At 31.5% G+C, this 21,141-nt stretch carries 21 protein-coding genes and 1 tRNA gene; 10 read left to right on the top strand and 12 right to left on the bottom strand.

Annotation, left to right across the window (positions count from 1 at the left end; translation table 11 throughout):
* Positions 1–49 precede the first annotated feature (49 nt).
* Both PW52_RS02875 and PW52_RS02870 read left to right on the top strand, forming a co-directional pair.
* Entirely contained in the window at positions 50–2,815 is a 2,766-nt protein-coding gene (locus PW52_RS02875; RefSeq protein ID WP_044631421.1) for a PD-(D/E)XK nuclease family protein, read from the top strand.
* A 2-nt stretch (positions 2,816–2,817) separates the two neighbouring features.
* A complete protein-coding gene (locus PW52_RS02870; protein WP_044631420.1) occupies positions 2,818–3,660 on the top strand; it encodes an alpha/beta hydrolase family protein in 843 nt (280 codons plus the stop codon).
* Positions 3,661–3,697: 37 nt separating this feature from the next.
* Here PW52_RS02870 and PW52_RS02865 read toward each other — a convergent pair.
* Positions 3,698–3,771: transfer RNA gene (locus tag PW52_RS02865), tRNA-Ala, on the bottom strand.
* An 80-nt stretch (positions 3,772–3,851) separates the two neighbouring features.
* Between PW52_RS02865 and PW52_RS02860 the strand changes: the two genes are divergently transcribed.
* Positions 3,852–4,352, top strand: coding sequence for a GNAT family N-acetyltransferase (locus PW52_RS02860; RefSeq protein WP_044631419.1), 501 nt, complete (start codon positions 3,852–3,854; stop codon positions 4,350–4,352).
* Positions 4,349–5,683, top strand: coding sequence for an MATE family efflux transporter (locus tag PW52_RS02855; protein ID WP_044631418.1), 1,335 nt, complete (start codon positions 4,349–4,351; stop codon positions 5,681–5,683). Before PW52_RS02860 ends, PW52_RS02855 begins: the two co-directional genes overlap by 4 nt.
* Positions 5,684–5,804: 121 nt before the next feature.
* Here the strand turns inward: PW52_RS02855 and PW52_RS02850 are convergent, their stop codons facing one another.
* Complete coding sequence (locus PW52_RS02850) at positions 5,805–6,434, bottom strand: 2OG-Fe(II) oxygenase (protein ID WP_044631417.1); 630 nt, start codon at positions 6,432–6,434, stop codon at positions 5,805–5,807.
* A 118-nt stretch (positions 6,435–6,552) separates the two neighbouring features.
* Between PW52_RS02850 and PW52_RS02845 the strand changes: the two genes are divergently transcribed.
* Positions 6,553–7,008, top strand: a complete 456-nt coding sequence (locus tag PW52_RS02845; protein WP_044631416.1) for a 6-pyruvoyl trahydropterin synthase family protein — start codon at positions 6,553–6,555, stop codon at positions 7,006–7,008.
* A 130-nt stretch (positions 7,009–7,138) separates the two neighbouring features.
* Positions 7,139–7,894 (top strand): UDP-2,3-diacylglucosamine diphosphatase, encoded by a 756-nt coding sequence (locus tag PW52_RS02840; RefSeq protein WP_044631415.1) that lies wholly within the window; start codon positions 7,139–7,141, stop codon positions 7,892–7,894.
* 24 nt (positions 7,895–7,918) lie between these two features.
* On the opposite strand, the gene PW52_RS02835 is transcribed toward PW52_RS02840, so the two are convergent.
* The 5 genes from PW52_RS02835 to PW52_RS02815 all read right to left on the bottom strand — a co-directional run bounded on the left by PW52_RS02835 (position 7,919) and on the right by PW52_RS02815 (position 11,314).
* Complete coding sequence (locus tag PW52_RS02835; RefSeq protein WP_044631414.1) at positions 7,919–8,578, bottom strand: peptidoglycan-binding domain-containing protein; 660 nt, start codon at positions 8,576–8,578, stop codon at positions 7,919–7,921.
* Positions 8,579–8,671: 93 nt separating this feature from the next.
* On the bottom strand, positions 8,672–9,250 hold the full coding sequence (locus tag PW52_RS02830; protein WP_044631413.1) for a uracil-DNA glycosylase family protein: 579 nt from the start codon (positions 9,248–9,250) through the stop codon (positions 8,672–8,674).
* A 133-nt stretch (positions 9,251–9,383) separates the two neighbouring features.
* Positions 9,384–9,728, bottom strand: coding sequence for a HopJ type III effector protein (locus PW52_RS02825; protein ID WP_044631412.1), 345 nt, complete (start codon positions 9,726–9,728; stop codon positions 9,384–9,386).
* 29 nt (positions 9,729–9,757) lie between these two features.
* Positions 9,758–10,429: a 16S rRNA (cytidine(1402)-2'-O)-methyltransferase gene (rsmI, locus tag PW52_RS02820; RefSeq protein ID WP_044631411.1), complete on the bottom strand. Its 672-nt coding sequence runs from the start codon at positions 10,427–10,429 to the stop codon at positions 9,758–9,760.
* Positions 10,430–10,600: 171 nt separating this feature from the next.
* A complete protein-coding gene (locus PW52_RS02815) occupies positions 10,601–11,314 on the bottom strand; it encodes a hypothetical protein (RefSeq protein WP_044631410.1) in 714 nt (237 codons plus the stop codon).
* A 105-nt stretch (positions 11,315–11,419) separates the two neighbouring features.
* On the opposite strand from PW52_RS02815, the gene PW52_RS02810 reads away from it, so the two are divergent.
* The 4 genes from PW52_RS02810 to PW52_RS02795 all read left to right on the top strand — a co-directional run bounded on the left by PW52_RS02810 (position 11,420) and on the right by PW52_RS02795 (position 14,744).
* A complete protein-coding gene (locus tag PW52_RS02810; RefSeq protein WP_044631409.1) occupies positions 11,420–12,079 on the top strand; it encodes a thymidine kinase in 660 nt (219 codons plus the stop codon).
* Complete coding sequence (alr, locus tag PW52_RS02805) at positions 12,063–13,169, top strand: alanine racemase (RefSeq protein ID WP_044631408.1); 1,107 nt, start codon at positions 12,063–12,065, stop codon at positions 13,167–13,169. The genes PW52_RS02810 and alr overlap by 17 nt, the downstream gene beginning before the upstream one ends.
* Positions 13,170–13,236: 67 nt before the next feature.
* Positions 13,237–13,638, top strand: coding sequence for a large-conductance mechanosensitive channel protein MscL (gene mscL / locus PW52_RS02800; RefSeq protein WP_044631407.1), 402 nt, complete (start codon positions 13,237–13,239; stop codon positions 13,636–13,638).
* Positions 13,639–13,754: 116 nt separating this feature from the next.
* The gene (locus PW52_RS02795; RefSeq protein ID WP_044631406.1) at positions 13,755–14,744 is read left to right on the top strand and encodes an aspartate-semialdehyde dehydrogenase; all 990 of its coding nucleotides are present in this window, start codon (positions 13,755–13,757) and stop codon (positions 14,742–14,744) included.
* Between the two features lie 106 nt (positions 14,745–14,850).
* Here the strand turns inward: PW52_RS02795 and PW52_RS02790 are convergent, their stop codons facing one another.
* From PW52_RS02790 to PW52_RS02770, 5 genes are all read right to left on the bottom strand, one after another.
* Positions 14,851–15,090, bottom strand: coding sequence for a PID-CTERM protein-sorting domain-containing protein (locus PW52_RS02790; protein WP_044631405.1), 240 nt, complete (start codon positions 15,088–15,090; stop codon positions 14,851–14,853).
* A gap of 177 nt (positions 15,091–15,267) precedes the next feature.
* Entirely contained in the window at positions 15,268–15,678 is a 411-nt protein-coding gene (locus PW52_RS02785) for a hypothetical protein (protein ID WP_044631404.1), read from the bottom strand.
* Positions 15,656–16,255, bottom strand: a complete 600-nt coding sequence (locus tag PW52_RS17010; protein ID WP_052823361.1) for an archaeosortase/exosortase family protein — start codon at positions 16,253–16,255, stop codon at positions 15,656–15,658. Before PW52_RS17010 ends, PW52_RS02785 begins: the two co-directional genes overlap by 23 nt.
* A complete protein-coding gene (locus tag PW52_RS02775) occupies positions 16,242–16,433 on the bottom strand; it encodes a PID-CTERM protein-sorting domain-containing protein (RefSeq protein WP_131453966.1) in 192 nt (63 codons plus the stop codon). Before PW52_RS02775 ends, PW52_RS17010 begins: the two co-directional genes overlap by 14 nt.
* 248 nt (positions 16,434–16,681) lie before the next feature.
* Entirely contained in the window at positions 16,682–21,112 is a 4,431-nt protein-coding gene (locus tag PW52_RS02770; protein ID WP_044631402.1) for a CheR family methyltransferase, read from the bottom strand.
* Positions 21,113–21,141: the final 29 nt, after the last annotated feature.

The raw sequence follows: 21,141 nt of genomic DNA, 5'->3' as shown, positions 1-21,141 counted from the left end.
GTTTTATAAAAACGCATCGGGTTTCCGATGCGTTTTTTATTTTTATACTATGACGACTTTTATATTTGATGTTTTAAACGACCTGCAAACAAATAACATTGACATTGCAAACATAACCTTTATTTTACCCAGTAAACGTGCTGGTTTATTCTTAAAACACCAAATACCGAAAGTTGTAGACAAAACTATATTCGCTCCAGAAATTTTAAGTGTCGAGGAGTTCGTTGGCGAATTATCAGGATTAAAAACCATTACCAATACAGAACTACTTTTTAATTTTTATACAATTTATTGCGAATTAACTCCAGATAAACAAAGGGATTCTTTTGAAACTTTTGCTAAATGGGCACAAATTTTATTGCAAGATTTTAACGAAGTAGATCGTTACTTAATTCCCCAAGAAAATTTTTTTAATTATTTAAGCGCAATTAAGGAAATTGAAAGTGATCATTGGTCAATAAGTGAAAACAAAAGTGATTTTATAAAAAACTATATAAATTTTTGGAACAAGTTATACACTTACTATAAAAGCTACACAGAATTATTAATTAGTAAAAACATAGGTTATCAAGGTTTAGTTTACAGAGAGGCCGTTAATAATTTTGAAATGTATTTGCAGCAAAATCAAAATAAACAATATGTGTTTTTAGGATTTAATGCTTTAAATACGGCCGAAGAAACCTTAATACAAAAATTATTAGAACTAGACCGAGCCAAAATTTATTGGGATACAGATGCTGCTTTTATAAATACCAAAAACCATGATGCTGGTTTATTTATAAATCAACATAAAAAAAACTGGAAACACTTTAAAAACAGCCCTTTTAATTGGATAAAAGATAATTATACTCAGCAAAAAAACATCTCGCTTTTTGCAGTTCCAAAAAATATTGGCCAAGCAAAATATGTTGGATCTATTTTAGAAAAGCTTAAAGAAACAAACAATAATCTCGAGAATACTGCTGTGGTTTTAGGTGACGAAAATTTATTGATTCCTGTTTTAAATTCATTACCTGAGAGTTTAAATGAATTAAACATCACAATGGGTTTTCCATTAAAATCAATTCCTTTAGCTTCAATATTCGAGAATTTATTTCATCTTCATAAAAAAGCTAGTAACGATTTTTATTATAAAGACGTTATTAAAATACTATCTCATCAATTTATAAAACCACTATTTTATTTTAATGATGTTGACTATGCTTCAAAAATTATTGAAACTATAGACAGTAACAATATTATATTTATCAATAAAGATAGATTAATAACAATAAGCGAAACAAAATTCGATATTGTAATTAATATGCTATTCTCCAACTGGATGAATAACCCAACAACTGCACTAAACAATTGTACAGAGTTAATTCATATTATAAAAAATCATCTTAATTTAGATAAAACACAGAATACGTTAAGCTTAGAATATTTATTTCGATTTAACGAACTATTTAATGAACTAACAAGATTAAATAACGATTACAGCCACATAAAAGACATATCGGCGCTTTACAGCATTTATAAAGAACTTTTAAGCAGCAATACACTCGATTTCCAAGGAGAACCATTACAAGGCTTACAACTTATGGGTATGTTAGAGTCTCGTGTTTTAGATTTTGAAACTATAGTAATAACTTCGGTTAACGAAGGTGTGCTTCCTTCAGGAAAAAGCAATAATTCATTTATTCCATTTGATGTTAGGGTTGAAAATAAGCTACCTACTTACAAAGAAAAGGACGCTGTTTACACCTATCACTTTTATCATTTATTACATCGTGCAAAAAACGTGTATATTCTTTATAATACAGAACAAGACGTTTTAACTGGAGGCGAAAAAAGCCGCTTAATTACACAACTTGAACTTGAAAATATTCATGAGCTTAAAAAACATGTAGTTGCGCCAAATGTTCCTGTAATTCCAGAAAAACTAACAGTTGTAAAAAAAACAGAAACACTTACAAAATCTATTTTAAAAGTAGCTGAAGATGGTTTTTCACCCTCATCTTTAACTAATTATATTCGTAACCCAATTGATTTTTACTATCAAAAAATATTAAAAATTAAAGAGCACAACGATGTTGAAGAAACAGTAGCCGCAAACACATTAGGAACTGTTGTGCATAATACCTTGGAAGATTTTTATGAACCCCTAATAAATAAATTCTTATCGGTAGAAATCATTCAAGATCTAAAAAAAAATATTGAAAAACGCGTTACTTATCATTTTAAAAATGAATATAAAGAAGGTGACATTACTAAGGGCAAAAACCTAATTATATTCGAAATTGCTAAACGCTACGTTTTAAACTTTTTAGATTTAGAAATAAAAGAACTAAAGTCTGGAAAAAAAATAAAAATTATAGCTATTGAAGCCGATAATAACGTTAAAATAGATATTCCAGAACTAAACCAACCTGTTAACCTTAGAGGAAAGGTTGATAGAGTTGATGAATGCAATGGCGTTATAAGAATTATAGACTACAAAACGGGTAAAGTAGATCAAGGTCAAGTTGAAATTATTAATTGGGACGATTTAAATACCGATTATAAAAAATACAGTAAAAGTTTCCAGATACTTTGTTATGCTTATATGATGGCTAAATCACAACCATTAAAATTCCCAATTGAAGCTGGTATAGTTTCATTTAAAAATTTAAGTGCTGGTTTATTAAAATTTTCTACAAAACCATCAACCCATTCTAGAAAAAAAGACAGTTTAATAACAGAAGACACGCTTTTAGAATTTTCAAAACAACTAAAACAACTTGTTTTAGAAATTTGTAATCCAGAGGTAGATTTTACCGAAAAAGAAGTTTAATTATGGAAATTATTAAAAATATTGCCGTTAAAGGTATTCACGATAAACCTATTGTAACCGATGTGTTTTTCAAACAAAATAACACAAAAAAACCTGTAATTATTTTTTGTCATGGTTACAAAGGATTTAAAGATTGGGGTGCTTGGAATATAATGGCAGAAACAATGGCGAAAGCTAATATGTTTTTTATAAAATTTAATTTTTCGCATAATGGCGGTACGTTGGAGCAACCTATAGATTTCCCAGATTTAGAAGCTTTTGGAAATAATAACTACACCAAAGAATTAGACGATTTAAAATCGGTTATCGATTGGCTATTTAATAACGAAGATTTTAAAAATGAAGCCGATTTAAGCCATATCACCTTACTCGGTCACAGTCGATCTGGAGGTATTGTAACCATAAAAGCCGAAGAAGATATACGGATAACAAAGGTAATCTCCTTAGCTGGAGTTGCAGATTATGGTAAACGAAGTTCTACAATAGGCGATTTAGAACAGTGGCAAAAGGACGGTGTAAAGTACATTTTAAATGGTCGTACCAAACAAAAAATGCCTCATTACATTCAGTTTTATGAAGATTTTATAGCAAACGAGGAGCGTTTAACTATAAAACGAGCAGTAAGCAAATTAAAAATACCATATTTAATAATTCATGGTAATGATGATACCAGTGTTTTAATTGAAGAAGCCTTCAGTTTAAAAGAATGGTGCAATCACAGCGAACTAAAAATAATTGATAAAGCTAATCATGTATTTGGTGCTAGTCATCCTTGGGAAAAAACCGAACTTCCAAAAGAATTCAACGAGGTTGTAACACTAGTTCTTGATTTTGTACAAAACTAAAAAAGCTTCACATTGCTGCGAAGCTCTCTTATTACTGTGGAGAAGACGGGATTCGAACCCGTGACCTCTTGACTGCCAGTCAAGCACTCTAGCCAACTGAGCTACATCCCCGGTTTAACTTATATTTGTTTCAACTTCTTATTGCAAACAAGAAAATTAAAATAAATTTGCCGTAAATGTAAACATTTTTCATGATTAGAAAAGCAAAAGTTACAGATATTGATAGGTTATTAGAAATTACAAAAGCCTGTGCAGCTAACATGATTGCACAAAATATTTTTCAATGGAATGAGTTCTATCCAAGTAAAAAACCATTTTTAAACGATTTTAATCGCGACGAACTTTATGTTTTAGAAATAGAAGACAATATTATTGGTTGCATAACTATTTCAACATTTATGGATGAAGAATACATGCCAATTAAATGGCTTACCAAAAACGAAAACAATATTTATATTCATAGGTTAGCAGTTCATCCGGAGGTTCAAGGCAATGGTTATGCTCAAAAACTTATGAATTTTGCCGAAAACTATGCGAAAACTAATCATTTTGTTTCGGTAAGATTAGATACCTTTTCACAAAATTCAAGAAATGTAAAATTCTATGAAACCAGAGGTTACCAGCGCTTGGGTAATATCTTTTTCCCTAAACAAAGTGAATTTCCGTTTCACTGTTTCGAACTAGTATTGTGAGCGCAGATATAAGTTTTAAACATATAAACACACTAGCTATTCCTGCATTAATTGCGGGCGTTTCAGAGCCTATTTTATCGTTAACCGACGCTGCTGTAGTTGGAAATATTTCAGAAAACGCAACCGAATCGTTAGCAGCCGTTGGTATAGTAACAACATTTTTATCTATGCTTATTTGGGTTTTAGGACAAACGCGTAGTGCTATTTCCTCTATTGTATCTCAATATGTTGGAGCTAATAAACTAAATGAAATCACCAATTTACCTGCACAAGCTATTTTTATAATTACATCGTTAAGTTTGTTTATTATTTTAGGTACTTATCCTTTTGCGCAAAGTATATTTAAACTGTACAACGCTAGTAATTTAATTTTAGATTACTGTGTCGATTATTACCGAATTCGTGTTTTTGGTTTTCCTTTTACGCTTTTTACAATTGCTGTTTTTGGTGCGTTTCGAGGTTTACAGAACACATTTTATCCAATGGTTGTAGCAATAATTGGTGCGGCTTTAAATATTGTATTAGACTTTATTTTTGTTTATGGTATAAACAATGTTTTACCAGCTTTAAATATAAAAGGAGCTGCTTACGCTAGTGTAATTTCGCAAATAGTAATGGCATTACTTTCAGCATTCTATCTTCTTAAAAAAACGCCAATACCTTTAAAGGTAAGCTTGCCATTTAATAAAGAAATTAAAAAATTTATTTTAATGATTTTAAATTTATTCGTGCGAACATTGGCTTTAAATGTTACTCTTTATTTTGCGAGTTCGTACGCTACTAGTTATGGAGCCAATTATATAGCGGCCTATACTATTGCCATAAATTTATGGTTTTTAGGCGCCTTTATTATCGATGGTTATGCCAGTGCGGGTAATATTTTATCGGGTAAACTTTATGGCGCTAAACAGTACAGTTTGCTTATTCAATTAAGTAATAAACTTATAAAGTACGGTGTGTTTTTAGGAATTACAACAGCGGTAATTGGTGCTATTTTATATTATCCTATCGGAAGAATTTTTACCAACGAAACCGAAGTTTTAGATGCGTTTTACGCTATTTATTTTATAGTTTTAATTATGCAGCCATTATGTGCTCTAGCTTTTATTTTCGATGGCATATTTAAAGGTCTTGGTAAAATGAAATTTCTTAGAAACGTACTCTTGTTTTCAACATTTGTAGTGTTTGTTCCTTTACTGTTAACATTAAATTATTTTGGCTATAAGCTAAATGCTGTTTTTATAGCCTTAACCATTTGGATAGTTGCTCGTGGCTTACCGTTAATAGTTAAATTCAGGCAGCTATTTTTGCCACTAGCTAAAAACAATTAAATTTACTCAAAAAACAAACCTATGGATTTCATGTCTTTTTTAAGCGGTAATGGCTTATTTCTACTTTTAGCATTAATTTTAATAATAGTTTACATAGTAAACCGTATTAGAAAACGCTAAATTATCGTGTTTTTAGCCAACCCGTAATACTAAAACGTTGCGTGTTTACCGGCTTAACCTCGTGTTCAATAACTTGGCTTTCAAAAATAACCACGCGCCCTGGAAACGGATAAATAATTTTTTCTTCATTTTTTAGATAAAGCACTAATTCGCCACCATTTTCGGGCAACCAACCATCTTCGTTTAAATAGCACACAAACGAAAGTTTACGCCTATCATCATTCTGGAAAGTATCAATATGGCGTTTGTAAAACGTGCCTTTCGGGTAAATAGCGTAATGAAATTCTTTAAACAACACGCCTAAAAAGCAAGTGCGATTTAAATACCCAATTAAATCATTAATTTTAGTGTAAAATAAGCCTTCGGCAGTGTTAGCTATAAGCTCATCAATCCAAAAAATTAAATCACCACGAATCGATTTTATAATACTTTCGTTGGTTTTGTTACCAATAGCAGCTTTTTTAAAATCGTCTTCCGTTTTTCGTTTTAAAAGGGAATCTCTAAGTAATTCAACTTCATTACTTGAGAAAAAATCCTCTACAATACAAAATTGTTGTTGCGCTAAATCCGCGATAATTTTTTCGTAAAGTGTATTTTCAACAAAATCAATACCCTCAAACAAATGGCTCATAAGCAAATAGAAATAAAATCTATCCACCGTGGATAAAAGTGCGCAAATGTAATCTAAAAATCGATTCGTAAAACAAAATGAATATCTTTGTGGCAAATTATATTTTCTAAGCAATATCATGAGCAACCATATTCGTATTACCAAACAATTTTCGTTCGAGACCGGTCACGCCCTTTACGGTTACGATGGCAAGTGTAAAAACGTACACGGACACAGTTATAAACTCTCCGTAACCGTTATTGGCACTCCAATTTCAGACCCTAACAATGTAAAATTTGGTATGGTAATAGACTTTGGCGACCTTAAAAAAATTGTAAAAGAAGAAATAGTTGATGTGTTCGATCATGCCACCGTTTTCAACCAAAACACGCCGCATGTAGAGCTTGCCAAAGAATTAAAAGACCGTGGGCACAACGTATTACTTGTCGATTACCAACCCACAAGCGAAATGATGGTTATCGATTTTGCGAAAAAAATAAAAAAGCGCCTACCAAATCACATCAATTTACATTCGTTAAAGCTACAAGAAACAGACACCTCGTATGCCGAGTGGTTTGCTTACGATAATATTTAGGGCGTTACCACAAGGGTCGGGCTTTCGCAAGTCGCTCTTTTCAAGGAGCTCCAACAATTGCTCAATACCTAACGCAAAACTAATAGGCCGTTAAAAAGGCTAAAACCCATAAAAAAGATATATTTATAACATGCAAATCCCAGAAGGAAAAAAAATATACTTTGCTTCCGATAATCATTTAGGCGCACCAACAAAAGAAGCTTCGCGACCACGCGAAAAAAAGTTTGTAGCCTGGTTAGACGAAATAAAACAAGATGCGGCAGCTATTTTCCTTTTAGGCGATTTATTCGATTTTTGGTTCGATTACAAAACCGTCGTACCTAAAGGTTTTACCAGAACCTTAGGTAAACTTGCCGAAATTTCCGATTCTGGTATACCTATTTATTACTTTGTTGGTAACCACGATTTATGGATGAATGGCTATTTTGAAGAAGAATTAAACATCCCTGTTTACCACAAACCCAAAGAATTCACTTTTAACAACACCACTTTTTTTATAGGACATGGCGATGGTTTAGGCCCTGGCGATAAAGGTTACAAACGCATGAAAAAAGTGTTTACCAATCCGTTTTGTAAGTGGTTGTTTAGGTGGTTGCACCCCGATATTGGCGTAAAACTAGCTCAATACTTATCGGTAGAGAATAAAATGATTTCGGGCGACGAGGATGCTAAATTTTTAGGCGAAGATAACGAATGGCTTGTGCAATATTGCAAGCGTAAAGAAAGCCAAAAACATCGCGATTACTATGTGTTTGGGCACAGACATTTGCCTCTAGAAATTTCTATTGAAGACAAAGCAAAATACATAAACTTGGGTGATTGGATTATTTATTACACCTACGGCGTTTTCGATGGAAAAACATTTCAATTAAATAAATACGAGTAAAAAACCGCTTTTAATAGGCCAAAATTACTCCAACAAAGCTTCTAGAGTAGATTCGTCTATTTGGCCGTCGGGAAACAAATTATGTTTAGTTTCGAAATCTATAATAGCATTTCTAGTTTCCGATCTAAAAATTCCGTCTAATGGTATGTTATAACCTTTGTTAATTAGTATTTTTTGTACTTCGTAAACAAACGCACTTCCACGACCATAATTTAGGTTTTCTTTAGGAATGCTCGACATTAACTGATTTTTATATTTTTCGGCTTTTAATTTTTTATTATAAGCGTCAAGAGATAAACCTTCTAATTCAAAACTCTTAACATCGGCATTATTAAAACCTTTATTTTTTAATTTTTTAGACTGCGCCAATATGGCTTCGAAATATTTAATTTTTGCAAGTTTTTCGCGGTATTGGTTTACGGCATATTCTGTTTCTTTATTGTCGTTTTCAGGAGATTTAACATCTATTTCGTTAGCGCTCCATTGCATTAAAACATATCCGTTTAGGTTTTCAATTGCATTAAAATAATCGTAAACAATAGTTTTATTGTAATAGTCTAAATCTACGCAATCGCAGCTTTTATAACTGGACGTTTCAGGATGAAATCTCTTGTAATCCTTATATTCATTGTATGCAAAAATTATAATAATAACCACAAGAATGGTAATAAGAATTTTTTTCATTTGCCAAAGGTTAGTATACAAATATAGTTAATACTTTTTTTAAAGTTAAACCACAATGCTTTTAAAGTATTTTGAAAATTTGTTTATTCGTATTTAGCCATTTTTAATAATATTTTTTACAAGTTGTTGCAAAACAGGAATGTTATTGGTTTCGAACCAAGGGTTTTTGGTTAGCCAAAACCGGTTTCGAGGAGATGGGTGTGGTAATGGTAAAAATTTAGGCGAATATTGGTTATAGTTTTTAACCGTTTCGGTAAGGGTTTTTTTAGCCGATTTACCCAAGTAATAATTTTGAGCGTACATGCCAATTAATAGTACAAGTTCTACTTTGTTTAGCTGGTTAAAAAGTAACTCGTGCCATTTTGGAGCACATTCTGGACGCGGTGGTAAATCGCCAGTTTTTCCTTTTCCAGGGTAGCAAAAACCCATAGGTATAATAGCAAAATTTTCAGGATTGTAAAATTGATTGTTAGTAACATTTAACCATTTGCGTAATTGTTTACCGCTAGCATCGTCCCAAGGAATGCCCGAGGCGTGTACTTTTGTGCCTGGTGCTTGCCCGATAATTACAATTTTAGATTCTGGATGGGCAATTACTACGGGTCTTGCTCCCAGCAATAAATGTGGCTCACAAATAGTACATGATTTTATGTTGTTTAAAAGCTTTTGCATGTTAATAATTATCCGAAGGCATCATTAAAAGACGTAGAGAATTTTATAAAAAACACAAAATCAAAGATTTATTTTTTAGTAAAAGAAAAAAAGATTCTAAATTTAGTACAGAATGACAACTTAAAAAAGCCTGTTACTTCACTGCTAAAACGTCTCCTTCAAAAGTTAAACCTTCAAAGCCAGTTTTTATAAAATTTCTTATGTTTTGGTGGCCAGTTCCTGTTGGATCGTTTAAAACTTCTTCGTAATAAAACTTCCCAAAACAAGCCAATGTTTCTGCTTTGCTTAAATGTTGCTTTTTGGCGAATGCAAATAATTTACATGAGCCTGTGTTTTGTCCGGCTTCATTTTGTAAATCTCCGTTTTTAAAAGCTGTTGGTGTAAAATTATAGTTAGTTTCGATGGTTTCCATAGTTTCAGAAAACTCAATGGTATCAGGATTATTTTTTAGTTTATTTATAAATGTTTCTAATTTCATATTAGTTTTTATTAGCTATAAATTCAGACTTATTTTTTTCCAGCTGCAATAATAACAATTTCTCCTTTTGGAGGTTTGTTTGTGTAATAATCTAACACTTCTTTAGCGGTTCCTCTAATGGTTTCTTCAAACATTTTTGTTAGCTCGCGAGATACAGAAACCTGTCGGTCTTCGCCAAAATACTCGCAAAAATGCCCTAAAGTTTTTATTAATTTATGCGGACTTTCGTAAAAAATCATGGTTCGTGTTTCTTCGGCTAATAGGGTTAACCTTGTTTGACGGCCTTTTTTTACGGGTAAAAAACCTTCGAATACAAATTTATCGTTTGGTAAACCGCTATTTACTAAAGCTGGTACAAAGGCGGTTGCGCCTGGTAAACATTCAATTTCAATATTATTTTCTATACAAGCCCTAGAGAGTAAAAAACCAGGGTCTGAAATGGCTGGTGTTCCGGCATCGCTTACTAATGCAACGGTAGTTCCGGCTTTTAATTTTTGAATAATACTTTGTACTGTTTTATGCTCATTATGCATGTGATGTGATTGCATATGAGTTGAGATTTCGAAGTGCTTTAAAAGTTTCCCAGAGGTTCTAGTATCTTCGGCAAGTATTAAATCGGCTTCTTTTAAAACTTCGATTGCTCGAAATGTAATATCTTTTAAATTTCCTATGGGAGTAGGTACAATGTAGAGTTTACTCATGTGTTAGTGATTGTAGTGGCATCCTTTTTTTATTGAATTGGTTTGAATAATTAAAAGGATGACTAAGTGTTGTAATGCTGCAAATGTATTACAAATAATAAAAAAAGATATAACGGAAAGCACGACCGCACTCGCGTTAGCTTTTAGAGTGCGGTAACACCCTAAAAATAGTTAACTGAATTTAGCATGTATAATTTCTAAAAAGCGTTCTTCAATTTCTTCTTTGTCTTGCCAATTATTGTAGTCTGGCTTAATCATGGTATTAATAAATTGTTGAGCTTCGGTGAAGGTTTCGGTGGTATTTAATTGCGAAATTACACGATCGTAGTCTTCACTTTTACCATCAAAAAGTTGATTAATAAAGGCGATTTTATCGTTTAAACCAATGCTTAATTTATTAACATTTAGCTTATCGTTTAGTGATTTTTTTTCAACTGAAAAACTAGACGTTACTTTTGTTACTGGCTCGAAAATAGGTGTTTCTTGAAAACCTGCTGTAATTTCATCGAAATCGGGTTTTGCTTTAGGTTCATCTACTTTATCGGGCATGAGTGTTGCCATATCTTTTATTTTATGAATGGCATGTTCCATGATATCGTCTTTGTTATCTTCGTCGTCTTCTAGTTTTATATAAACCTTATCTTCGACTTCAATACTATCACTAATTTTATTGTTGAACGCACTATCTAACATACCAAAAAACGAGGAATTACTACCAATGCTTGGCATGCCGGCTTCGGCGTTTTCTTCGGCAAATTTTAAAACGGAAAGTTTTTCGTATAATAATGCAACTTGCTCATGCATTTTTTTTACGTCCTCTTTGCCTTTTAATTTTAAAATTTTATGTGCAATACTAATGAGTTCAGATTCTAACTTCTTCTTCATTATTTTATTTTTTAATTGTTATTAACAGCCTTTTGTTTTTTTAATAAATTTGCGCCACCTTTATACAAACGAAAAATCGATTTGTTTTAGTGTTAAATTTACAAAATGTTTCTTGAAAATACAGTAAATCCTAAAGAACAATTTGGTTGGATTGAAGTTATTTGTGGTTCCATGTTCTCAGGAAAAACCGAAGAACTTATTCGACGTTTAAAACGTGCACAATTTGCAAAGCAGAAAGTTGAGATTTTTAAACCTGCTATTGATGTGCGTTATGATGAAGAAATGGTGGTTTCTCATGATGCTAACGAAATTCGATCAACGCCTGTACCTGCCGCGGCCAATATTCCTATTCTGGCCGATGGTTGTGATGTGGTTGGAATTGATGAAGCTCAATTTTTCGACGACGAAATAGTGCGTATTTGTAACGATTTGGCCAATAAAGGTATTCGTGTTATTGTTGCTGGCCTAGATATGGATTTTAAAGGCAACCCTTTTGGCCCAATGCCTAATTTAATGGCCACCGCAGAATACGTTACTAAAGTTCATGCTGTTTGCACAAGAACTGGTAATTTAGCTCAATATAGCTATCGTAAAGCTCAAAATGATAATTTAGTACTTTTAGGTGAAGTTGAAGAATATGAACCACTTAGTAGAGCTGCTTATTACAAAGCCATGATGCGCGATAAAGTGCGAAGTATTAAAGTTAATAACCCAGAAGAAGTTCCGATAGCTAAAACCGACAACCCCGATGCCAAAAGCGAATGAAACTGTGCTAGAAATTAACCTTGCAGCGTTAAAGGAAAATTATTTATATTTAAAATCTAAAATATCATCTAACACTAAATTTTTAGCCGTTGTTAAAGCTTATGCTTATGGTAATAATACCGACGAATTAGCGACTTATTTAGAAAATTTGGGTGTCGATTATTTTGCGGTCGCCTATACTAGTGAAGGAATCTCGCTAAGAAATGCCGGAATAAAAAAGCCTATTTTAGTATTACATCCACAAATAGTAAGTTTTAATTTGCTCATTGAGTATAATTTAGAGCCTAACTTATACAGTCGTAAAATTTTAAATGAATTTATTGAACAAGTGGAGTTAGTAAAAAAGAAAGATTATCCAATACACCTTAAGTTTAATACTGGATTGAATAGGTTAGGCTTTTCTTTAAACGACACCTCTTATATAGCTAAAACCTTAAAAAAAACGAAGGCTATTAAAGTAAAATCAATATTTTCACATTTAGCAGCCAGTGAAGATTTAAACGAACAATCTTTCACTCAAGCTCAAATAAGTAGTTTTAAAACTATTACAAATGATCTTATTAATTTAATTGGCTACCAACCCATTTTACACTTATGTAATACATCGGGTATTTTAAACTATCCTGAAGCACACTTTAATATGGTACGGAGTGGCATTGGGCTTTATGGTTATGGTAACTCCGTAAGAGAAAATCAAAATTTAAAACCAATAGGTACTTTAAAAACTATTATTTCACAAATTCACACCTTAAGAAAAGGAGAATCTGTTGGCTATAATCGTGGCTATATTAGTAATAGTGCTTTAAAAACGGCTACCTTGCCTATTGGGCATGCCGACGGTATTGGTAGGCAATATGGTAACGAAAAAGGATATGTAATAATTAATAACCAAAAAGCACCAATAATTGGCAATGTTTGTATGGATATGATTATGGTAAATGTAACCGAAATAAACTGCAATGAAGGTGATGAAGTTATTATTTTTGGACCTAATAATACTGCCGAAAATTTTGCTAAAACGGCGAATACCATTTCTTACGAAATTCTAACATCTCTCTCGCAACGCATTAAACGCGTGTATTTATACTAAAATTTAACATTTTTTTAATTATTTTATTTAATTTAGTCGCTCACTAACTATTAATAAAATTTTTATCATGTTAAAAGAGTTTAAAGAATTTGCAATGAAGGGCAACCTTATAGACATTGCAGTTGGTTTTGTTATGGGTGCTGCTTTTAAAGAAGTAGTTACATCGTTTACAGGAGGAATTGTTTCTCCGCTAATCGGTTTATTATTCGATACAGACTTTAAAGATTTAAAAATGAAGTTAAAAGACGGTACGTTAAACGATGCTGGAGAAATGGTAGGCGAAGTTTACTTAGAGCACGGACAGTTTATTACTAATGTTTTAGATTTTATAATTGTAGCATTTATAATGTTCTTAGTTGTAAAAGGAGTTAACAAATTAAAGAAGAAAGAAGAGCCAGCTGAAGAAGCTCCAGCAGGACCAAGTCAAGAAGATTTGCTTGCTGAAATTAGAGACTTGTTAAAAAAATAACATAAAGTTTAATAAATAACAACCTGTTATTTGTTGTTAAAAGACCTTATTTTTAATTAAATAAGGTCTTTTTTTATGTATTTTTGCCTGCACATTTTAAACTAAATATAAAAAAAATGAAAGTAGCTGTTGTTGGTGCCACTGGTATGGTAGGCGAAGTGATGCTAAAAGTTCTTGCAGAGCGCAATTTTCCTGTTACAGAATTAATTCCTGTAGCTTCAGAACGCTCAATTGGTAAAAAATTAAATTATAAAGGTAAAGATTATACCGTTGTTGGTTTAGAAACTGCTGTTTCTATGAAACCAGATATTGCTTTATTTTCGGCCGGTGGAGATACGTCTTTAGAATGGGCTCCTAAATTTGCAGAAGCAGGTACAACTGTTGTAGATAATTCTTCGGCTTGGAGAATGGACCCAACTAAAAAATTAGTAGTTCCAGAAATTAACGCTTCTGCTTTAACTAAAGAAGACAAAATTATTGCCAACCCAAACTGTTCTACAATTCAGTTGGTAATGGCTTTAAATCCGTTACATAAAAAATATAAAATGAAACGCGTTGTGGTTTCTACTTATCAATCGGTTTCTGGAACTGGTGTAAAAGCTGTTCGTCAATTAGAAAATGAAATTGCTGGTGTAGAGGGCGAAATGGCATACCCTTACCCAATTGGTAGAAATGCTTTACCACATTGCGACGTGTTTTTAGATAACGGATATACAAAAGAAGAAATGAAGTTAGCCAGAGAGCCGCAAAAAATAATGGACGATAGAACATTTTCTGTATCTGCTACAGCTGTTAGAATTCCTACTGCTGGTGGGCATAGCGAATCTGTAAATGTAGAATTTGAGAACGATTTCGATTTAGCTGAAGTTCGTCAATTATTAAGTGAAACTCCAGGAGTTGTTGTACAAGACAATACTGCTACGAACAGCTACCCAATGCCTATTTTTGCTCACGAAAAAGATGAGGTTTTTGTTGGACGTATACGTAGAGATGAAACTCAACCAAACTCATTAAACATGTGGATTGTTGCTGATAACCTTCGTAAAGGAGCTGCAACAAACACTGTTCAAATTGCTGAATATTTGGTTGAGAACAAATTAATATAATTTCCAGATGACATCATGCTTGTAATTTAGAGATTTAATTGCTCTATTATATGAAATAAAAAAAGGCACTTAAAAAGTGCCTTTTTTTATTTCATATACGTTAAAATTATTTTTTTTCACGTAACTTTTTAACACCAAAAGCTGCAGCTCCTAATACTAAAACACTTAAACCACCATCTAAAGGCACAGAATCTTGTTTTTTAGACTTCTTAGTTTTAGATTTTTTAGGTTTGTGTTTAGGTCCACCATGTCCATGACCACTGCCGCCAAAAGCACTTACATTTACACTAAATAATAAAGCAGCAAATAAGGTAGCTGAGAATAAAATTGAACGATTTGTTTTCATAATTGTTGATTTGAGTTATAAAATAATAATTAATAGCAATATAAAGATAGCGCCTATTATAGTAAATGTTGTGTATTTTCGATGAAACTAAATATTTAAACTTTAAAACTCTTTTGATTTACGTTTATAAAAGATAAAACAACCTTTTAACTCGATAAAAAGATTAAAGTTTTTTAGCTAAGTGTTGGCTTCTTTATTTAAACTCTTGTTAAGTAACCCCATGGCAACGTATAAAACTGGAGAAATTAATATTTCTTGGACGTTATGCGCAAAACTTTTTAGTGCACGAGGTATTTCCATTATAAACCAATCGAACAGTCCTAAGCTTGTAATAATAATTAAACCAGATACATGAACTAAATGCCAAATGGTGCTCATCCAAGACTCTTTAATTTTTCCTAAATGATAGGTGCCTATAAAGTAGACAACTATTGTTACTCCAAAGCGTATAAGGTGAAAAGTTAATTTTGGTAATTTCATCCATTCTTGGTTTTCGGTTATAAAGAACAACCCGTTCCAAGAATAAACTATAACTATAAGTATAAGACCTGCAATAAAACGAACCTTATCCGATTTGTAAATTTTCATTTTTAAAACTAATTTTTCTGGAAAAATACATCCACATTAAAAATGTGCAAGTATAAACAATGGCTTTAAATAAGTAATGGTGTGCAAAATCAAAATAAGCGTGATAGTATTCACGTAGATAAATTAAACCCATACACCTTAAAATATTTACAAAATCGATAATTATAATACCAATAGCGATGTATAAAAGCTTTCGCCAAAAGCTTGATGGCATACATATTATAAAACCTATAAATAAAACTATTAGTTCTAAACCATTACAATTATCGGCAATATGAAGAACCAGGTAATCATTATGAAAAATTTGTGAAGAAATACTTCCTTCGACTAATTCATCTCCAATATAAAAAGTACCTACATTCCGTTCAACAGTAAAGCCGCTCATTGGGCTAAAATTATTTAATAAATAAGTTGAAGCTTCCCCAACGTGTTTAGTTAAGGGGTAATCTAAAACTTTTGTGTTAGACAGATAAAAACCATAAACTAGTTTCCAAACTATGAAAAACAATAAGGCTTTTCCTAGGAAAAGCCTTATAGGTTTTGGTATGTTATTTAATGATTTTTTAATGTTTAGCATTTTTTTTACCTCTTAGTTTGTATGCACCAAAAGCTGCAGCTCCTAATACTAATATACCCATACCTCCATCTATTGGTACAGAGGTGTGCCCATTATTATTTTGAGATTTGTATTGATTCCATATTTCAATCCAATTGCCAGAGGTACTAGCAAACATATTAGTTGTAAAAGTAAGCATAAGAATAAAACTTAAAGGAGCGAAACTATATTTTTTATTTTTCATGAATTTGAGGGGGTTGATTAATAACAGGATAAATTTATGAATAATTGGTTATTGCAAATTGTTTTTAATAAAGTTTTTCGATAAAAGCCCTAAATCATTCTTTAAAATACAGGTCAAATTCGTTTAAAAGTTATTTTTTTCTTTAAAAAAATATACCAAGGATTTTTTAATCATTTGTTGTGGGTAATCAAACTTAGGTCTTGTTATGAAATCCATTTATTTATTTCTTCGAATAAATCTTCTTTTGCTACAGGCTTGGTTAAATAACCTACACAACCTTTATTAAAACATTTTTCTTTTTCTTCTGGCATAGCGTATGCGGTTTGCATAATTACTTTAGCTTCAGGGTTTATTTCTATAATTTTATCAAGAGCATCAATACCATTCATTTCCGGCATTCTAATGTCAAGTAAGACTAGATCGCATTTTTTCTTTTTAAAAATATCCAAAGCTTCTTTACCGTTGTTTGCAAATAGAATGTTGGCGTTGGTATTTTTTAAAACTATTTTAAATAAAAGTTGTATTAAAGAATCGTCTTCTGCTATTAAAATAGTTTTATCTTTTATAAAGTTGCTTTCGTTTATGTTAGAAACTTTTTTCTTATCAGAATTTAGACTCCCTTCTTTAAGTGGTAATGTAAACTCAAATAAAGTACCTACACCATATTCTGATTGAAGTTTCATGTCGCCACCAAGCAGGTTTACTAAGCCTTTAGAAATAGCAAGTCCTAATCCTGTGCCACCATAATTGGCATTGTCATCGTAATTTACTTGTTTAAATCTTTCAAAAATTTCTTTTTGTTTTTCTTCCTTAATACCAATGCCTTGGTCTTTTACAAAAAAATTAATTTTGTTTTTACTAATATTAAAACCAAACGATATTTCTCCTTCTAATGAAAATTTTAAAGCGTTATTCAATAAATTTGAAACTATTTGTTGAAGACGTTGAATATCGGTAACTACAACAAGATCTTTATGTTCTTCTGGAATAACAACTCGTATATCTATATCGCTTTTTTTATACTTACTTAGTTTTAACTGATTGTAGGTTATTTCTAGATTTTTAACAAGATTAGCTAAATGACATGGTTTATATAGTATTTTAATTTCTTCCGATTCTATTTTAGCAATGTCAATAATGTCATCAATTAAATTTAATAGTTGTTTTGAGTTGCTATCAATAATCTCAAGGTATTTCAGTCTATCTTTTGTTGAAAGTTGATCGTTTTTTAATAATTCAGAAAAGCCCAAAACCCCATTCATTGGTGTTCTTATTTCATGGCTCATATTGGCTAAAAAATAATTTTTATGAGCATTTGCAAGTTCTGCATTTTTTTTTGCGGCAATAATTTCTTGTTCTGCAGACTTAGATTTTGTAATATTTTGTGCAGCTCCACGAAGTGCGATTACGATACCGTTTTCATCTTTTACGGTTTCTCCTCTAGCCCAAATCCAAGTGTTTTCATTTTTTTTGGTTCTTAAATTAAGTTCAATTTCATAGGGTTTTCCAGTTTTTAATGTATTGGCAATGGCATTGTTTAGTGTAATCCAACTTTTTGGCGCTAATATTTTTTCGGTTTCTTTTAAATTAGGTGGTGGTAATTTGTGATTCCAATCAAATATTTTATACAACTCTTTTGTCCATTCTACTTCATTTGTTTTTAAGTCGAGATACCAACTTCCTATTTCTGCTAAAGACTGCACCCTAGTAAGTTCGGCTTCGCTTTTGGTTAGTGCCTCTTTTTGGTTTTTTAGTTCTGTAACATCTGTAAACGTAGCTGCTATTTCGTTTTCTCCTGGAGAAAATAAATGCACATAATAATGTTTATTGTTTTTAGTTGTGAAGTTCTCGATAAAATGGTCTTTTTCCGTTAAAGCCGTTTTTTCAAAAGTACTAATCCAATTTTTAATATTGGTTAAAGTGTAAGGTTCTAAATCTAAAATGCTTAATCCAATTAATTTTTCTTTTAAATTAAATATTTCTTCGAACTTTTGGTTAACATCAATAATTTCCCAATCTATTATTCTGTTTTTGTCGTTAATAATAGCTTTGGCTTGAATAAAGCCTTCACTTAAGTTTTCAAAAACTCTATGATATCTCCGTTCTGTTTGTGCTAGCTCTTTTTCAATTTCTTTTAGTTTGTTTATGTTGTCTAGAGTTATAACAACACCATTTATATTTTTTGAGGCAGTAATAAAAGGGCTTATGCGTTGTAAATAAAAATTACCAAATTTATCTTTTAATTGTTTTTCTACGGTTATTAGTTTTTTTAGAACGAGCTCAGAATCTTTAATTATTGCTTCTCTAGTCTCTTCGTTAAAGTTTGATGTAAAACTAGATAAAGGCCTTCCTAAGTCTGTTTCTCTTAAACTAAAAACTTGTTTTAATGCTGGCGTAAATTTTCGTATTCTTAAGTCTGTATCTAAAAATAAGGTGGCAATATCTGTATTGTCTAAAAGGTTAGTAACATCGTTACTAAGGTTGGTTAACTCCGTGTTTTTTTCTTGAAGTTCTGAGTTTACAGTATACAACTCTTCGTTTACAGATTGAAGTTCTTCGTTTGTACTTTGAAGTTCTTCGTTTGATGCCATTAGCTCTTCGTTGGATGATTGCAACTCTTCGTTACTTGTCTCTAACTCTTCAATAGCATTTTGTAGCTCTGTTTTAACAAATTTAAGTTCGTTTTCTAAATCTTCTAAACGTTGACTTGAAGCTGCGTTTAAGTTTACATTGTTTATCACAATGGAATCTGAAAGATCTATGGCTTTATCGTTACTAAATTCAATTAAGTAACAATCACTTAACCCTTCTTCTTTGTTAGGTTTATGAAAAGTTAAATCGAAAGACAGGGTGTTGTCTGTAGTTTTATTAGTGACACCTTTTATGGAAACAGATTTTTTTTCGATGTTTAGTCTTCTAACTCCGTTTCTAATTATTGACGCAACATCTGGGTGTACAATATTTAGCAGATTATTTTGAAAAACACCTTCTTTATGCATTAGGCGTTTACCAGCATCACCTTTTATGAATAATATATTATAATTTTCGTCTATAAATATAGATGCTGGGCTATATTTTTTACTTAGGTATTTATGAAATATTAACTCAGGGTTTTCTTTATCTCTGTGAAAAGATGTTGTTGGAAGAGACTCAAAAGGTGTTTTATATGATAATGTGCTTACTCTTTCTATGGAGTTATTTTGAGAGGGTATATGTTTTGTTGATGAAATGTTTTGAAAAATTTTCCATTTAACATCAATAGTTTTATATAATTTTGAAACCTCGCCAAGAGTTTCACTATTCCCTAAAAATAAATACCCATATTTATTTAAAGCAAATTGAAAGTTATACATAACTTTCTTTTGCACTTTATTATCAAAGTAAATAAGTAAGTTTCTACACGAAATTAAATCCATTCTAATAAAAGGAGGGTCTTTAATTAGGTTATGATTAGAGAAAACTATTTTTTCTCTTAAGCGTTTTATAATTTGGATTTTATTACCTGTTCTTAAAAAATAACGATCTAAATACGATTTGTCTATTTCGCTTACAATATTAACATGGTAAGCGCCAATGCTGGCTATGGCAAGTGCCTTAGGATCTATATCTGTAGCGAAAATTTTAAAATCTATACCTAAATTATTCGTGCGAATATAATCGTCTATTAAAATGGCTATTGAATAAACTTCTTCCCCAGTAGAGCAAGCGGCAATCCAAACCCTTATGGTTTCTGCATTTTTTTTTGATTTACATATTTCGGCAATTACATTTTGGTTTAAAATTGAAAAAGCTTCTTTGTCTCTAAAAAAACGTGTAACTCCTATTAAAAAATCGTCTTTTAAAATTTGCTTTTCTTCGTCGTTGCTTTTAAGGTATGTTAAATAATCATAGAGCTGATGAATGTTTTTAATATTCATGCGTTTTTCTAGCCTACGTAAAAGGGTGTTTTTCTTATATTCTTTAAAATTAATCCCAGAAAATTTATAAATAGCATCAAGAATATTATCAATTAAAGCTTCGTTAGATGAGTGCGTGTCTAAATCAATAGCTATTTTATGCTTAATAGGTTTTTGTTGAAAAAGTGCTGCAATTTGAACCGGGCTTAAAACGTAATCGGCTAAATTTGTTGAGATGGCAGAGTTAGGCATACCATCAAATTGAGCTGTAATTGGGTCTTGTACTATAATAGTGCCATTGCCTTCCTTTATAGTTCTTATACCTCTAGAACCATCTGAACCAGTTCCAGATAAAATAACACCAACCGAACGTTCTTTGTACTCTTCACCTAATGTGTGAAAAAAAATATCTATTGGTAAATTTAAATTATTTTTAGGGCCTTTATCTAGTAAATAAAGTTCGGAACCTTTTATATGTAAGTTTTTGTTTCGCTGATTAAGGTATATACAGTTAGGTTTAATGGTTTGTTTATCTTCTGCCGTAAAAATGGGCATTTTAGTATGCTTACTAAGTAATTCAGGCATTAAGCTTTTAAAATCTGGAGATAAATGCTGAATAATTACAAAGGCAATACCTGAATTGTTTGGAATATTGTCAAATAAAGTTTGTATTGCATCTAAACCATCTGCAGAAGCACCAATACCTACTACGTATAAATCAGAGTTTTTGTCGCCCATTCCTTAAAAAATAAAGTTATCAGCCATCT

This window comes from Neotamlana sedimentorum, assembly GCF_000943565.1.
GTDB lineage: Bacteria > Bacteroidota > Bacteroidia > Flavobacteriales > Flavobacteriaceae > Neotamlana > Neotamlana sedimentorum.
This window is presented reverse-complemented; position numbering and strand designations above follow the sequence as displayed.

Coding starts and splice junctions, on each gene's coding strand:
- PW52_RS02775 (WP_131453966.1), bottom strand. CDS start 16,433: ATGCTTACTTTTACAACTAATATGTTTGCTAGTACCTCTGGCAATTGG.
- PW52_RS17010 (WP_052823361.1), bottom strand. CDS start 16,255: ATGCTAAACATTAAAAAATCATTAAATAACATACCAAAACCTATAAGG.
- PW52_RS02845 (WP_044631416.1), top strand. CDS start 6,553: ATGAGCAACCATATTCGTATTACCAAACAATTTTCGTTCGAGACCGGT.
- PW52_RS02795 (WP_044631406.1), top strand. CDS start 13,755: ATGAAAGTAGCTGTTGTTGGTGCCACTGGTATGGTAGGCGAAGTGATG.
- PW52_RS02840 (WP_044631415.1), top strand. CDS start 7,139: ATGCAAATCCCAGAAGGAAAAAAAATATACTTTGCTTCCGATAATCAT.
- PW52_RS02825 (WP_044631412.1), bottom strand. CDS start 9,728: ATGAAATTAGAAACATTTATAAATAAACTAAAAAATAATCCTGATACC.
- PW52_RS02850 (WP_044631417.1), bottom strand. CDS start 6,434: ATGAGCCATTTGTTTGAGGGTATTGATTTTGTTGAAAATACACTTTAC.
- PW52_RS02785 (WP_044631404.1), bottom strand. CDS start 15,678: ATGAAAATTTACAAATCGGATAAGGTTCGTTTTATTGCAGGTCTTATA.
- PW52_RS02830 (WP_044631413.1), bottom strand. CDS start 9,250: ATGCAAAAGCTTTTAAACAACATAAAATCATGTACTATTTGTGAGCCA.
- PW52_RS02790 (WP_044631405.1), bottom strand. CDS start 15,090: ATGAAAACAAATCGTTCAATTTTATTCTCAGCTACCTTATTTGCTGCT.
- PW52_RS02835 (WP_044631414.1), bottom strand. CDS start 8,578: ATGAAAAAAATTCTTATTACCATTCTTGTGGTTATTATTATAATTTTT.
- PW52_RS02810 (WP_044631409.1), top strand. CDS start 11,420: ATGTTTCTTGAAAATACAGTAAATCCTAAAGAACAATTTGGTTGGATT.
- PW52_RS02860 (WP_044631419.1), top strand. CDS start 3,852: ATGATTAGAAAAGCAAAAGTTACAGATATTGATAGGTTATTAGAAATT.
- PW52_RS02770 (WP_044631402.1), bottom strand. CDS start 21,112: ATGGGCGACAAAAACTCTGATTTATACGTAGTAGGTATTGGTGCTTCT.
- mscL (WP_044631407.1), top strand. CDS start 13,237: ATGTTAAAAGAGTTTAAAGAATTTGCAATGAAGGGCAACCTTATAGAC.
- PW52_RS02870 (WP_044631420.1), top strand. CDS start 2,818: ATGGAAATTATTAAAAATATTGCCGTTAAAGGTATTCACGATAAACCT.
- PW52_RS02875 (WP_044631421.1), top strand. CDS start 50: ATGACGACTTTTATATTTGATGTTTTAAACGACCTGCAAACAAATAAC.
- rsmI (WP_044631411.1), bottom strand. CDS start 10,429: ATGAGTAAACTCTACATTGTACCTACTCCCATAGGAAATTTAAAAGAT.
- alr (WP_044631408.1), top strand. CDS start 12,063: ATGCCAAAAGCGAATGAAACTGTGCTAGAAATTAACCTTGCAGCGTTA.
- PW52_RS02815 (WP_044631410.1), bottom strand. CDS start 11,314: ATGAAGAAGAAGTTAGAATCTGAACTCATTAGTATTGCACATAAAATT.